General features: G+C 61.4%; 13 protein-coding genes. 5 read left to right on the top strand and 8 right to left on the bottom strand.

Annotated features, from left to right (window positions below; translation table 11 throughout):
• Nucleotides 1-10: 10 nt before the first annotated feature.
• On the bottom strand, nt 11-568 hold the full coding sequence (locus IH944_02470) for a DUF899 family protein (protein ID MCH7903413.1): 558 nt from the start codon (nt 566-568) through the stop codon (nt 11-13).
• Nucleotides 569-651: 83 nt separating this feature from the next.
• Between IH944_02470 and IH944_02465 the strand changes: the two genes are divergently transcribed.
• Nucleotides 652-1,563, top strand: coding sequence for a DMT family transporter (locus tag IH944_02465; protein MCH7903412.1), 912 nt, complete (start codon nt 652-654; stop codon nt 1,561-1,563).
• Here the strand turns inward: IH944_02465 and IH944_02460 are convergent.
• A complete protein-coding gene (locus tag IH944_02460; GenBank protein MCH7903411.1) occupies nt 1,526-2,287 on the bottom strand; it encodes a sulfite exporter TauE/SafE family protein in 762 nt (253 codons plus the stop codon). The genes IH944_02465 and IH944_02460 overlap by 38 nt on opposite strands.
• A gap of 57 nt (nt 2,288-2,344) precedes the next feature.
• On the opposite strand from IH944_02460, the gene IH944_02455 reads away from it, so the two are divergent.
• Entirely contained in the window at nt 2,345-3,319 is a 975-nt protein-coding gene (locus tag IH944_02455) for a Gfo/Idh/MocA family oxidoreductase (protein MCH7903410.1), read from the top strand.
• Between the two features lie 131 nt (nt 3,320-3,450).
• Nucleotides 3,451-4,866 (top strand): replicative DNA helicase, encoded by a 1,416-nt coding sequence (dnaB, locus tag IH944_02450; protein ID MCH7903409.1) that lies wholly within the window; start codon nt 3,451-3,453, stop codon nt 4,864-4,866.
• 3 nt (nt 4,867-4,869) lie between these two features.
• Here dnaB and holA read toward each other — a convergent pair whose 3' ends face one another.
• The 5 genes from holA to IH944_02425 all read right to left on the bottom strand — a co-directional run bounded on the left by holA (nt 4,870) and on the right by IH944_02425 (nt 11,693).
• Complete coding sequence (gene holA, locus IH944_02445; GenBank protein MCH7903408.1) at nt 4,870-5,970, bottom strand: DNA polymerase III subunit delta; 1,101 nt, start codon at nt 5,968-5,970, stop codon at nt 4,870-4,872.
• 7 nt (nt 5,971-5,977) lie between these two features.
• Nucleotides 5,978-8,071: a hypothetical protein gene (locus IH944_02440; GenBank protein ID MCH7903407.1), complete on the bottom strand. Its 2,094-nt coding sequence runs from the start codon at nt 8,069-8,071 to the stop codon at nt 5,978-5,980.
• Entirely contained in the window at nt 8,068-9,270 is a 1,203-nt protein-coding gene (locus IH944_02435; GenBank protein MCH7903406.1) for a DUF58 domain-containing protein, read from the bottom strand. The genes IH944_02440 and IH944_02435 overlap by 4 nt, the downstream gene beginning before the upstream one ends.
• Nucleotides 9,271-9,279: 9 nt before the next feature.
• Nucleotides 9,280-10,194 carry a MoxR family ATPase gene (locus IH944_02430; protein ID MCH7903405.1) on the bottom strand — a complete coding sequence of 305 codons (915 nt, stop codon included), beginning with the start codon at nt 10,192-10,194 and terminating at the stop codon, nt 9,280-9,282.
• A 137-nt stretch (nt 10,195-10,331) separates the two neighbouring features.
• Entirely contained in the window at nt 10,332-11,693 is a 1,362-nt protein-coding gene (locus IH944_02425) for an ROK family protein (GenBank protein MCH7903404.1), read from the bottom strand.
• A 92-nt stretch (nt 11,694-11,785) separates the two neighbouring features.
• On the opposite strand from IH944_02425, the gene IH944_02420 reads away from it, so the two are divergent.
• Nucleotides 11,786-12,802 carry an ROK family protein gene (locus IH944_02420; protein ID MCH7903403.1) on the top strand — a complete coding sequence of 339 codons (1,017 nt, stop codon included), beginning with the start codon at nt 11,786-11,788 and terminating at the stop codon, nt 12,800-12,802.
• 144 nt (nt 12,803-12,946) lie between these two features.
• A complete protein-coding gene (locus tag IH944_02415; GenBank protein ID MCH7903402.1) occupies nt 12,947-14,164 on the top strand; it encodes a 2-oxo acid dehydrogenase subunit E2 in 1,218 nt (405 codons plus the stop codon).
• A 1-nt stretch (nt 14,165) separates the two neighbouring features.
• Here IH944_02415 and IH944_02410 read toward each other — a convergent pair whose 3' ends face one another.
• Nucleotides 14,166-14,744 carry a hypothetical protein gene (locus tag IH944_02410; protein ID MCH7903401.1) on the bottom strand — a complete coding sequence of 193 codons (579 nt, stop codon included), beginning with the start codon at nt 14,742-14,744 and terminating at the stop codon, nt 14,166-14,168.
• Between the last annotated feature and the right edge of the window lie 13 nt (nt 14,745-14,757).

The following is a 14,757-nucleotide window of genomic DNA, read 5'->3' as shown; positions in this document are numbered from 1 at the left end:
GCCCTCAACCCTAGCTCGGCTCCCAACCCTTAGCGCCGTCGCGCAGGAGGTCGAAGAAGTGCCAGGTCGGGCAGAAGTCGTCGCCGGGGCCGAAGATTGCTGTGCCGGTGCGAACAATCGAGCCGTCCTCCTCGCGGTGGAACGCCGAGACGCCCGGCCAGTAGCTGTCGTCGGGCTTGTATCCCATGGCAGTAGTGAAATCCGAAGTAGCGTCGCTGACAATACGGTACGTCCAGCCGCGCGCCTTGGCGACCTTCGCCTGTTCGTCCGGAGCATCTGGACTGGCCAGCACGAACGCACACCGACCCTCGATATGACGATAGATGCTCTCGAACCCGTCGGCCCACAGCGTGCAGTAGTTGCAGCTCGCGCCCATGTTGTGCACAACGAGCAGGTCGTCCTTGTCGCCGAACAGCTCGGACAAGGAGACGCTCCCATCTGGCCCCTCGAACGGGTAGTCCTGAACCTTCTCTGGCTCTGCCTCTTGTCGGGCCTTGTTCAGTTCAGCCTTAAGCTCCATGATCTTTGTCTCAAGCTCTTTGATCTGCGTCGTCATCGCCGTTGTCATGATCTCTTTATACTGCAATCAAGTAGCAAGTATCTCCGTTTCCCGGCCCAACGCCGGAGTTTCGGAGCCGCCATACTTGCGCCATGCCCGACTGGCGACGGCGACTGCCGCACCCTGCCCTGGTGCTGGTCGTCGTCATTTGGGGGCTCAACTTCAGCGTCATCAAGGTCGTCCTGGGGTATCTCGAACCGTCGGTAGCTGCGCTGGCTCGGTACCTCCTGATGCTCCCGATCCTATTTGGTATCGCGGCCTTGTTGCGGGTTGATCTCAAGTACCCCAAGGGGCAGAGATGGAGATACGTGTTCGCAGGGTTTGTCGCGAACGGCCTGTACATGGTCTTCTTCCTGGAGGGGATGCGAACGGCCGGAGCGGCGCAGGGGGCCATCGTTCTGGCGACCGCACCAGTTTGGATCGGTTTGTTCGCAATCCTCGCAGGTCAGGAACGTTCCACACCGCGCCTGGTGATCGGAGGACTCGTGGCGTTTTCTGGCGCGGTGATCGTGATCGTCGGCGGAGGGGCGGCGATCGAGGGCAGCACGACAGGCGCGCTGCTAGTGCTGATCTCTGCGATCGTGTGGGCGTGGTCGGTCATTCTGATGCGTCCTTTGGTGGCTAGCGGATCGCCGTTCGGGGTGTTCACGCTGACGTTTCCAGGCGGCTTGCTGGCGCTGCTGCCTTACGGGATCGTGCCGCTGGTCAAGACGGATTGGTCGGCGATCCCGCTCTACGGCTGGCTGGCGTTCGGGTACCTCGTGCTGGTCGCCGGCATCGGAGGGTTCTCGATGTACTACAAGGGGCTGGCCGACGTCGGCCCGGCAAAGACCGGCGTCGTGCAGTTCTTCATCCCGCCGACTGCGGCGCTGTTCGCGTGGGCGGCGTTCGGCGAGAGCCTGACGTGGGTGCAGATTCTTGGAATGGCGGTCGTCGTAGCCGGCACGATGGTCGCGAGCGCGGCCGCTACTTCTTCACGATCAAATACGTCGCCGTCAGAATGACGAACCCGGCGAACGCAAGCTGCATGGTCGTGGGCGCAAGGCCGAGGGCAAACTTGCTGCCGAGAAACGCGCCCGCGACTAAACCTACTGCGAGCGCGAGCGACTTCTTCGGCTGGACGTTGCCCTTCTTGTGGTAGTTGTACGCGCCGAACGCAGCGACCGGCAGCGAAAGAGCCAGCAGCGAAGTTCCTTGCGCCATATGCTGTGAAAACCCGAGCGCCAATCCCATGAACGGAACGATGACGATCCCACCGCCGATGCCGAACAGTCCGCCCATGATCCCTGCGGCCAGCCCTACTCCGTAACAGCCCAGATAGATCCAGCCGCTCAACTCCACCTGGTCTGCGACTGTCGGAGTCGCAGACAGACTCTTGAAGATCATGTAGATCGCGGCGACAATGAGGAAGCCGCTGAACGCCCGGCGCATCGTCCGAGGGCTGAACCCCAGCGCGATCTTGCTGCCGATCAATCCGCCAGATGCGATACCGACCGCCAAGGCGATCCCGACGGCGACCACCATGTTGCCGTCTCGGTAGTAGTTGTACGCCGCAAGTCCGACCACTGGCATAGCCAACGTGAGAAGCGACGTGCCCTGCGCGGTGTGCTGATCGAGCTTGAGCGCCAGCACAAGGAACGGCACGAGGATGATCCCTCCTGCGACCCCGAAAAGACCGCCAATAACCCCTGCGGCCAGCCCGGCGAACACGCAGTAGAGGTACGTCACCGTAAGCATTTTAGCCTCCGCACAGGAGTGCATCTGTCAATGCGCCAAAATAGCGCCATGCGAGTTGGAGTCGTCGGCGTCGGCGGAATGGGCTCCGTCCACGCGCGCAAGTACGCGCTGATGGACGACGTCGAGTTGTGCGCTTTCGACATGAGCGGTGAGCGGCTGGAGGCCTACTGCTCGCAGTTTTTAGCCCGATCCACGTCGTCGCTGGACGAGCTGCTCTCCTCCGTCGATGTCGTCGACATCTGCACGCCGACGGATTCGCACTTGGTCGTGGCCGAGGCGTCGATAGCAGCAGGGAAGCCGACGCTAGTGGAAAAGCCGATGGCGCGCACGGTGGCGCAGTGCCGGAAGATGATCGACGCGGCGATGGCGGCTGGCGTACCGTTGATGCCAGGGCAGGTCGTGCGGTTCTTCCCTGAGTTCGCTGCCGCCCACCAGGCCGTTATCGACGGTAAGGTCGGACGACCGGCGACGGTGCGAACGCGCAGGGGAGGTAGGGCTCCGAAGGGAAGCGACCTCTGGTTCCGCGACGAGGATCGGTCAGGCGGAATCCTGCTCGACTTGGCCGTTCACGACTTCGATTGGATGCGGTGGACGTTCGGCGAGGTGAAGTCGGTGTTTGCGCGCACGGTGCGGCTTGGGCCGGGAGTGGCGGATGCCGAGTTCACGGGCGACTACGCTCTGACGACTCTGGAGTTCGAATCCGGCTGCCTCGGCCATGCGGAGACGACCTGGATGGATCCGAGCGGCTTCCGTGCGACTTTCGAGATCTGCGGAAGCGACGGCATGATCGAGTATGACTCGCGGGACGTCCCGAACTTGCGCGTTCACGGAGAGTCCGGCTCTCGGTCGGAGTCAGCCCTTGCTCCGACCGACGATCCTTTCTACAGGCAGTTGCGCGCTTTTCTTGATGCGGTCCGCGACGGCGCTCCGCTGCCAGTGTCTGCCGACGATGGCATGAGGGCGGTCGCGATCGCCGAGGCCGCGATCGAAAGTGCCCGGACTTGCCAGCCAGTAGCGCTTTGATTCAGAGCGGTTGCGACGGCTCATTCCGTTCTGCTGTTCTCCACGTTTCCTGATTGGGGAAAAGCGGACTGACAAGCGGTCAGAAGATAGTCCTTGCGACCGCTCAAACCCGTCTCATACTTTAAAGGCACATGGCACAGGCAGTCCCCGACCCGCGACTTGAAGACTTGGTTCCGGCGAACAACATCGAGGCAGAGATGGCCGTGCTTGGCTCTATGATGCTCAGCGAGCGTGCGTCGGAGCAGGTCGTCAACTTCGTCACGGAGGACGACTTCTACGTCCCTGCGCACAGAGAGATATTCCGGGCGCTCACGCAACTCTTGACTTCGCACAAAGTGATCGACCTTGTGACGCTCAAAAACGAGCTGCTTGAGCGAGAGAAGCTGGACCAGGTCGGTGGAAAAGAGTATCTGATCAAGATCGTCGAAAGCGTGCCAAGCGCCGCGAACTCCGAGTACTACGCCGGCATCGTCCAAGACAAGGCAACCCTGCGGAGGTTGGAGGACGCAGCGAATCAGATTCTGAAGGACGTCCACAGGCCGGACGGCACTGCGGACGAGATGGTGAACGAGGCCGAGTCGCTTGTGTTCGAAGTCGGGCGCAAGAGACTCGGCAGGTACTTCGAGGGAGTCGCGACCCTCGCGACGCAGTTCTTCGAGGACGTAGACCACCTGATGGACACAGGGGAGCCGATCCTGGGCACACCTACCGGGTATTCGGACTTGGATGAGGTTACGACCGGGTTCTACGGTGGGGATTTCGTGGTTATCGCCGCCCGCCCGGCGATGGGCAAGACTTCGCTAGCCCTGAACTTCGCGCTCCACGTAGCAGGCCAAGGGAAGGGGAACGTCGCAATCTTCAGCTTAGAAATGAGCGGCCAACAGCTCGTCCGGCGGCTGATTTCGATGCTGGCGAAGGTGCCGATGAACACGCTGAAGAAGGCGAACCTCAGCAACGAGAACTACCAGAAGCTAGTAGACGCCTGCGAGGCCCTTCACAGCATGCCGATCTTCATCGACGACTCCTCTGACATCTCCCCTTTGGAGATGCGAGGCAAGTGCAGGCGCCTCAAGGCCGACGGAGGGCTCTCGCTGGTGATCGTCGACTACCTGCAGTTGATGCGCGGCAGCAGACGGAGCGAGAACCGCACACAGGAGATCGGCGAAATCGCTCGCGGATTGAAAGCCTTGTCGAAGGAGCTCGACGTTCCTGTCATCGCGCTGAGCCAGCTGAACCGAGCCGTGGAATCCCGTGAGAACAAGCGTCCGATGCTGGCAGACATTCGCGAATCCGGATCGATCGAGGCCGAGGCCGATATGGTGATGTTCATCTACCGCCACAAGTACTACCAGCGGCAGGAGGTCAGCAGTTTCCAGGATGCGACCGCCGGCGAAAACGAAGCGACCGAGCTGATCATCGGCAAGCACAGAAACGGTCCGACCGGCACGGTCTTGCTCGGGTTCCAACCGTCGTACACGCGATTCACCCAGTTGGACGAGGACTCGAAAGCACAATACTGGAAGATGCTCCGCGATCGAAGCGAGTGACCTTCACGCGCGGCAGATCGACGCTAGCCGCAGCACCATGTCCTCCACCGTCTCCTGATTGGTGAAGGACGGGCGGAGTCCCTTCATCTTCGAATCGGCTCTCTGCAGCACGTTGAAGACGCGTGCGATCTTGCGGAGAGAGAGCCGCCTCGCGGCCTGAGACGCCTTGCGCTGCAGCCACTCCCTTTGGTCGCTGATTCTGGTGCCGACCGGCAGCATTTCGAGCACCGCCCGACTGGGGTTGCTGGTCGAGCAGTTCGCTTCGATGCAGAGCCGTGCTTGCCAGATCAGCCGGAACTGTCGCGCGATAGTCGGAAACACCCTGGAGAAAGTTTGGCCCTCGATCCTTGACTGGCGGCTGTACAAGGTTCTCAACTGCGAGAGAGCCTGGCCGGACGTTCCGGCGACGATGGAATCCACGAGCTTGTAAACGTTGTAATCTTGCTCGGCCGCCACAACGCGCAGCAAGTCCTGGTCAGAGATCTGCTTCTCATCTCCGACGTAGAGCGCGGCCTTGTTCAGCTCTTCGAGCGCCACTGTCAGGTTTCCGCCTGTCATCTCCGCCAGAAGGCTGGCCGAGGTCGCGGAGAGGCTTTTCCCCATCGCTTTCGCCTTTGCGCGGAGTTGCCTTCTGATCTCCTCCGGGCTGTGCTCCAGCTTTTGCGGATACCCCTTGCCTGCGACGACGAGCTTTGACCACCGCTCGCAGATCGGGGCCAGTCGGCGCTGGCGGTCCTCATCGCCGACCTCGCTGTCAGCCACGAGGACCAGGAGCGAAGAGTTCGGCAGGCTGGCCAGTTCATCGACGAACGGATGCTCGCCCAGTTTCGCCTTGTGATCCGGCCACTGGATTTTCGGGTCCAGCCGCAACAGGTTGCGTACGACGACGACGCGCTTGCTGCCCATGAACGGGATCGCGCTGGCTGACGCGATCCACTCTGCGGGCGTCCGCTCGTCCGCCAAGGTCGTCTCGATGTCGATGTCGTCCGGCTGCAGATCGTACAGCGCGAGGATCTCGAGGAGAGCCTCCCGTCGCAAGCTCGGCTCTGGCCCGAACAGCATGACGACGTTGTGTTTGCCAGCCTTCTTGACGTCTAGAACCACAGAACGATTATGCACCCGCCCGGCGCAATCGGTGCAACGTGGAACGGAATTCTGCGACCGTTCGCGAGAGTTTCGCCAACGCATCGCGTGATATTGACTCCGCCGAGAACATCGCGCTCTCGAACTGTCGAACGAGCTCGCTCGCTGTGCCGTGCTCGGCGCCCAGCTTGCCTTCGTTCAAAGAGACGAACTCCCGCGTTGTTTGGCTAAAGCGCTTCGGCCTTCCGGCAAGCTTCTCGATGCTCTTGTAGAACGACGTGTGCAGCCGGAATACCTCGCCTGCGGTGCGCACGCGCTTCGCCCCCGGCGTTCCAGCGCGCGCTAGATACATGGCGCTCAGCGGTGCGGCGATGGCCGCGAGAACCGTAACGACCATAGTCCAAATAAACCAGGTCCTCTTATACCAAGGCACCGCAGTATTGGCAGCGGACCCGACGCCTGCGCCGTCGACGTCAGGAGCGCCTTCGGTCGGATCGAAAACCACCCATCCGGCGTCTTCGAAGTAGATTTCCGCCCAAGCGTGGTAGTCCTTTCCCGAAATCGAGTAGTACCCGTCGTCCGTGCGCTCCGCCTCATTGATGAGATAACCGATCGCGTAACGCGCTGGCAGTCCCACGGAGCGCGCCATCAGCGTCATCGACGTGGCGAAAAGATCGCAGTACCCTTCCTTCGATTCGTACAGGAAGTACTCGCAAGGGTCTTCGTCGTTCGGAACTCTCGCTGAGTTAATGTTGTAGCGAACTCGGCTTTCGATCGCGTCTTGAATCGCCCGCGCCTTTTCGTAGTCAGAGTCGAATCCGGCTGTCACCCGATACGCAAGATCGCGAACCCGCGCCGGAATGCGCTCGCGGCTTTCGAGCAACGGTTGCAGCGGCATCAGAGCGGGGGGCAGCTCGGCGTTATCGAGCCGCGCTCTGTCGGGCCTGACGATGGCGTAGACCCGGACCTCTTTGCCGTCGGGAAACCCGTCATCCAGCCACGCCAGGCCGCCGGCACCGAATGTGACGTCCTGTGCATCGACGAACACCTCTGAAATAGACCCCGGCGTCATGATCGTCCGAACGTTCGAAGCGACGTTTCTTATCCAGAACTCAACGGACTCTGGATTGAGAATCGGCTCGTACGGCGGCGAGGCGAATCCGGACCAAGCCGCAATCCCTCCGTGTGGGCCACGTTGCGGGTTCCGCGGGTCAGGTTCAAACGTGTGCAGGGGAGAATCGGCCGGCAGACTGACGCCAGCTTGGCTCCAACCGCTGCCTGTGTAAGTTGAATACGACGTCACGCGAAGGTACTGTTGACCTTCGATGTCGATCTCCAAGATGTCATCGTCAAGATTGAACTGTGCGCCGCGACCGATCTTGACGTCCGAGTTGTCGGTGGCCTGATTGCCGCTGATACTTTGCGGCGGAGGAGTAATCGTGACGTTGACGTTGCCGGCAACTTTCTTCAGCGAGCCCCGCAGCAACGGTCCGCCGACCAGGCTGAACAGAATGATCAACGTTGCCGACGCCAGCGCCCATTCCGGGCCGGCCATCCATCGCCACACGCCTCGACGCAAGAGCGCAAGCTCTGCGACGCCGGCCGCCTTAGCGCGCTCGATCATCGATCTCTGGTGAACGCGGGCGTAAAGGACCGCGATCGAGGCGAGGAACAGGAAGAAGAAAAGCGTTCCAGCCGGGAACGTGTCGAACGTGCCGACGAGCCCGAAGATCGCGATGCAAGGCAGCGTCAGGAACAGCAGCGTTTGATCGCGCCAGGAGACCATGCTCCCGAACACGAGCATCCAACAGAGCGCCCCCGCTGCGATCAGGTTCATCTGGAATCCCGGCTCCGGCAGCAGTTCGTTGAGTCGCAGCACGAACCCCACCGAGAACACGCCGAAGAACGCCCACAGATACGAGTCGTACTTTCGGAAAGGATGGTCGCGCAAAGCCCGCGCAAGCAGGAAGCCGATGATCGAGGTCACGATGATGCAGACCGAGAGCGTGATGGCAAGCGGCCGGTTGATCAACGACATTCCGACTGCGTAAACGGCCAGCAGGCAGCCGAACGAAGCCAGCGCATGATCCAACCACATCTGTTCGGGCGCTATCCTCTTCATTTGACCGATTCAACCTTTCGCATCATGATAACCTCCGCGCCCGCCGCTTCGAGCTTGCCCAGATACTGCGAGTCCGCGGCTCTCCGCAACTTCCGCGACGGCGCCGCAGATTCTCGGTATTCGTCCAAATCATACACCAGGCACACAGTGCGGGATGACGCTAAGTTCAGTATCGCTCCAGGCAGTTCATCATCTTGTACGCCTATCATGATTACGACGGTGCATCCAGCTCTTAAGGTTGGCTGAACGCGGGCGATTTCTTGACTGATCGTAGCTCGCTGGTCAGCCTGTACATCTGTCAACACCTCGCGAATTTCGTGGATTCTCGTCTCCGGGTGCTGGCTGATCCCCAGCGGATCCTCGACGGTCGGAAAGGTAATGATCGCTCCCATCTCTAGATACCGGTTGGCGATGAACAGAGCGTTTCCACACATCGATTCCAGGGTAGACGACTCTGCGGTTCCGACCTCGCTGCCCGACGTCTGCTGTAGGATGAAGCTCAGGTTCATGCCAGAACCGGTCTCGAATTCCTTGACCATCAGTGTGCCGGTCCTCGCGCTGCTCGGCCAGTGGATGTGCCTCTGGGCGTCGCCGTGCACGTACTCGCGGATGCCGCGAGGCTCAAGCCCGGAGCCCAGCCTCCTTCCGCTCTCAAGCTCGCTCGCTCCCCAGCCCGACATCGGCCTAATCTCGACCGCGGCCGGTATTGGAGCGGGGTAGACGGTGAGGGTTACTGGATCGGTCTTGTACTGCCGCTCGCGAGTGACGAGGCCGAGTGCGTCGGTACCGCGAACGGTCAAGCTGGACCAGTGGTATCGACCGCGCTTCATCGGTCGAAAAGTGTACCGAGTCTGTATCGGTTGGTCGAATGACGGAGCGATCGGGAGGATCGCTCGGATGCCGTTTGACGCAAGGCGCTCCGGCAGATCGTCGAAAATCGTGATGAGCGGCCGCATGATGCGGCGTTCGCTCCACACTGTAATCTCGATCGTGACCTGCTCGCCGACCTGCACGACTGGGGGAATGAACCGTTCGAAGCGGAGCGCCCGGACCGCCAGATACGCTTGTACGGCGGCAGCGCCAAGGGTCGCAAGCACCGCCGTCACCATGTAGAACAGCGGCGGCGAGTTCACGAGAATCGCCATCACCAGAAAGAACAGGCTGGCAATCGATAGGGCGAGCGACGCGTATCGGTTCAATGGACTGTCCTACGAAGTTGGCACGGGTGCTGGCACCGTTTCGAGAATATGCTGAACGACCTCCTTTCTTTCGGTGCCTCTGGCACGAACCTCGCCGCGCAAGATCAAGCGGTGGTTCAGCACCATATGGGCGACGGATTTGATGTCGTCTGGCCTGACGAAATCGCTGCCGTCCAACGCCGCGCGCGCTTGGCCGGCATGCATGAGATACAGCGAGCCGCGCGGTGACGCTCCGAGCATTAGCTGGCTGCTTTCACGAGTCGCTCGCACGATCTCGACACAGTACTCTTTGATGCTGTCGTGGACGAAGACTTCGCGCACCGCGCGCTGGGCGTCGATCATGTCACTGAGCCCGACAACCATTTTGATATCGTCGATCGGGTTTGCGACGCGCTGCGTCGTCAGGATTTCTTGCTCGGCGCTCTTGGACGGATAGCCGAGGGAGACGGTGGCGAAAAAGCGGTCCAGCTGCGCCTCGGGAAGAGGGTACGTGCCCGTCGTCTCGATGTTGTTCTGCGTAGCGATAACGAAGAACGGCCTTACCAGTTGTCGCGTCTCGCCATCGCTTGTGATCTGGTACTCCTCCATCGCCTCGAGAAGAGCGGATTGGGTCTTCGGCGTCGCTCGGTTTATTTCGTCTACCAGGACGACGTTCGCAAAGAGCGGCCCTTTTCGGAAGTGAAACGTACTTTCCTTCTGATTGTAGATCGAGGAGCCCGTGATGTCGCTCGGCAGAAGATCGGGAGTGAACTGGATTCGCTTGAACTCGCCGCCGATCGTCTTGGCGATCGCTTTCGCCAAGGTCGTCTTGCCGACCCCTGGAACGTCCTCGATTAGCAGATGCCCGTCGCACAACAGCGTCAAGATGGCGTTGATAATCGTCTGTTGTTTCCCGACGATGGCCCGCTCGATTTCAGCGACCATATCACTCGTCAGTTTTCCGATGTCTTTTGAAGTCAATTCTGCGATCCTCTCAGCCGGTAGATTCTGTTCATTCTACGGGACACAGGGTGAAATAACACCAAAATCGCTCTTTCCTCTCCGGTCCCGGTCTTTTGCCGCTATCGTTTTGGCAGGCTTGCGGCGGCGACGGCTTGACCGACCCTGCGAGTCTTCTCGTCGGGCAGGTTCACTTCGATGCTCTTGGCCAGCTCGGAAAAATCCGTTTCGAGCACTTTTCGAACCTGCTCGATGATGACCTGGCCGCCCTTCCCGCTCGTCACACGCCCCAGCAAGAGCATCTGATTGATCTCGTAGAAGTCGGCGTAGTGTGCCACCGCGTAGCCGCAGTAGGTGCCGATCGTCTCCCAGATCTGCCTCGCGCCGTCGTTTCCATCCTCGTGTTTTTGCTGGGCCGTCTTGAGTTTTTCTGCCAACACCTCCGTGCCTGACAGGTCGATGCCGACCTTCGGTGCGAGGCGGAACACCGTCTGTTGGGTCAGGTACTGCACGCCGCAACCGATGTCGCCCGACCACTCGTCAGCGGGTGCCGTCGGCGCGTAGTCGATCGGGGCGAACGCCAGCTCATTCAGCCAGCCGGTGATGTTCCCCTCGCCGTCGACGTATCCGGCGGCCTCGCTCGACCCCATCGCGATACCGAGGATGCCGCCCTCATTCAGCGACATCGCCCCCGCTAGAGCCGTGACGTCGCCGTCGTTGGCGACCTCGATCGGTACGCCATACTCGGTGCCTATTCGCAGGAAAATGTCGCGCACACGGTGGAACTCCTCTTTCGGCACGCCTCGGAACAGCGACGCGACCATCACGCGGTTGTTGATGATGACCCCCGCCGAGCTACCACCGATCGCATCTATGCGCGGCATGTGCTTGGCGGCTGCGTCGATGGCTGATTTGATCTCGCGGTAGTGGTAGTCGGGGTCGGAGTTGCCGCGCGGATCCCACACGACCTCCTCGGTGAAGACCGTCTCGCCGTCGATCACAGCCGATACCTTGCGGTCGCTCGCGCCGAGGTCGAAGCCGATCCGGCACCCGTCAAGGTGACGACCGATGGGTTTCGAGGCGGTGACCGCTTCGGGCACCTCGTCCGGCGAACAGCAGACGACCTCCATCTGCCTCTCGAACATCGTTTCGCCAACGATTTCGGCGTCGAAGTCGCGCGCTCCGCCGCGGGAGTAGCACTGTTTGATGTACTCGCCGATCTCCTTCGGCCCGCCGATCGTGATCCTCCACCCGCCCCTCTGCCAGAGGAGAAACTTGACGATTCGCTCGATGTACGGGAGGTTCAGCTGGGCGAGCGGGTTGTTCGGTGCCTGGACGACCGTCTCGAATCGGTCCCTCGCACCGTCGTTGCGCTCCAGGCCGATGACGCACGGCTCACCGATCTCTGCAAGCTTTCGAAATGCTGCGTTCGCGAGCACTGCCGGGCGGAACTCCGCGTCGAGAGGAGCCTCGATGCGAGGCATGGCGAGGCTGGCGAGGCGTCCCAGCGCGGTCTTGTCCATTTGGCTAGTGCGACAGGTTACCAGCGGCGCTAGCGGTCGGGCATAATGCGCTCGTGCCAGCGGATTGCGTGATCGGTGTCGACCTCGGCGGGACGAACGTGCGCGCCGTCGCAGTCGATTCTGCGGGCAACACGGTCGGTGAGCGCGTCACGCTCCCTTCGTGCGCCGAAGGGGGCGCCTCAGCGACGCTCGAGGCGGTCGCCGAGGCGGTCGAACAAGCGCGTGCTGGTTTATCCCCGGTCGCCGTCGGCCTAGCGATCCCTGGCCACTGCAACGACCGCGACGGGATCGTCCACTGGTCGCCGAACTTCGGTATACGTGTGGACGGTCGCCTCGACTACTGGAAGGACGTCGATGTGCGCGGGCCGCTCTCCTCTGCTATCGCTCTTCCCATTCACATGGCGAACGACGCCAACGCGGCAGCTGTCGGTGAGTACCGGTTCGGATCGGGCAAAGGCACTGCAAACTGTCTCGTCATGCTCACTCTCGGTACTGGGATCGGCGGCGGCGTCGTGCTCGGTCCGGCGAGCGTCGGCGGCAAGACCGATGGCCCGTTCCTCTTGCTCGGCGGCAACAAGGGCGGCGTAGAGCTTGGCCACACGGCGGTCAGCACGGATTGGGAGACGCTCGAGACGCTGACGGTTGAGAAGCTCTGCCAGCGCGACGCGATCATCAAGCGAGCCACGTCGCTGCTAGAAGGCTGGCGGCTCACAGGGGGCGGCACCATACCGTTGATTGCCGAGCTGATCGACCAAGCGAAACTGACTCCAAAAAACGTCACCGAGGCAGCCGACGAGGGCGACCTGCTCGCGATCGAAGTGTGGCGGGAGACGGGTCGCTATCTGGGCACAGCGATCGGGAGCCTGATCAACGTCTTCGCGCCCGATGTATTCGCCATCGGCGGCCAGATCGCCAAGGCGGGGAAGTGGCTGATAGCCCCGGCGGTCGAACAGGCCGAGAAGGTCGCGATCCCGTCGCTGTTCAAGGACTGCAAGATCACCTCGGCCGAAAAGATCGACGACGCAGGCCTCCTCGGTGCCGCCGCAGTCGCTTGGGAGGCGCAGAAATGAAGTACGAAGTCGAGACGGTAGAAATCTCCGACGGCCGCAAGCTTTACCTGTACACGTTCGAGGAAGACAGCCAAGAGGCCGAAGAGGAGAAGGACTGAAAGGTATCCTTAACCCAGCGGCGCTGACGCCAGGAAGGCAACGAACATGACCGAAGTGATCATGCCCAAAATGGGCGACGGGATGGAAGAAGGCACTCTGCTCGAGTGGCTTAAGAAGGACGGCGACGAGGTCAAGTCCGGCGACGTCATTGGCAACATCCAGACCGACAAGGCCACGCTCGAGCTCGAGTCGCCCGGTAAGGGCACGATTACGGGATTCCTGATCAAAGAGGGCGACACCGTCCCCGTCGGTCAGCCGATCGCCGCGATCCTGAAGAAAGACGAGAAGCTTCCGGCGGACTGGGGCAGAGGAAACGGCAAAGCCGCTGAGCCCGCCAAGCAGAAACCAGGGGCGACCGCGAAGAAGGAGCCGGCAGCAGTTGCGAAGCCCGCGAAAGCGTTCGCGGAGTTAGGTCGCGTCAAAGCCAGCCCGCTGGCCAAAAAGCTCGCGAACGAGGCGGGCGTCGACCTCGCCAAAGTGATCGGCTCGGGACCCGGCGGACGCATCGTCGCCGAAGACGTGAGGTCGGCGATCTCTACCGGCCCGAAAGTGCCGAGCTTCCAGCCCGCGCTTGCGACGGGCGAGGACAAGTTGGTCCCGCTCAACGCGCACCGCCGGATCATCGCCGAGCGCACCTTGGCGAGCAAGCAAAACGTGCCGCACTTTTACGTTACTGTAGTGGTCGACGTCGAGAGGATCAGCGCGCTCAGGCAGTTCTACAAAGAGGAGGAGAGCGGCAAGGTCTCCGTCAACGACTTCGTCATCAAGGCCTGCGCGATGGCTCTGGTGGAGATGCCCGAGGTCAACGCGACTTACCAGGGCGACCACGTCCTACAGTTCGGCGCGGTTCACGTAGGCGTCGCGGCGGCGGTGGACGAAGGACTGCTCGTGCCGGTCATCAAGAACGCCCACATGATGACCTTGCGCCAGATCGGCGAGGCCACCCGCGTTTTGGTCGCGAAAGCGAGGGACGGCAAGCTCCTTCCCGACGAGATGCAGGGCAGCACGTTCAGCATCAGCAACATGGGCATGCTGAACGTCGACGACTTCACAGCGATCATCAACGCGCCCAACGCCGCTATCGTCGCGATCAGCACAGCGAAGAGAAAGGTCATGCCAGTCAGCGACGAAGAGGTCGAGATTCGCATGATGATGAACATCACCGGCTCGTTCGACCACCGAGTCGTGGACGGCGCCATCGGCGCGCGATTCATGAACGTCGTGCGCGATTACCTGCAAAACCCCACGCGCCTGCTGAACTAGCTCAGCCAAGAGGGATCGAAACTAAACTTCGAAGCATCGGGCCGTCAGAACTCGAAACGGAGTGCGCTAAATCGACCGAACTGACGGTGAAATCTCCGAGCGTCCCGATTCTCGCGGACTTGATCGCCCTAGAAACGTCTGCCCGAACCCGATCGTCGAGCTGTCGCAAGCGCGCGATTTCAACGTGAGGTGGAAGCGGACGGGCGTGGGTGCCCATCTCCGTTCCGAACTGTCTCGCCAGGTTGGTTCGTAAGCTCAAGAACGCCTCGACATCTCCGGCAACGCCGATCCCGATCGACTTCGGCATCGTTGCTGTCGGCAGGCCAAGCGCCTCTCTTAGCCGCAAGCGAAGTGGAGAGAACGCGCGGCAAGCGTCTGTGACCCCGGGCTGGAGCGCGGCGAGTCTTGACGCTGGCAAGTCGCCGAGCGAGACGAGGGTTAGGCAGATCTCGCCGTCGGGCGTCCAGCGCAACGCGCTAGAGCCCGCCCTCTTCTTGATCTGTAGGGATGCTGCCGCGATCGCTTCGCGAAGCTCATGCGGTATCGGCGCCAGGATGTAACTCTTGAGCAACTCGGGCACAGGATCATTTTGG

The organism is Armatimonadota bacterium (assembly GCA_022563855.1).
Classification (GTDB): domain Bacteria; phylum Armatimonadota; class Fimbriimonadia; order Fimbriimonadales; family Fimbriimonadaceae; genus JADFMN01.
The sequence above is the reverse complement of the archived record's forward strand: the minus strand, read 5'-3'. Positions and strand labels throughout refer to the sequence as shown.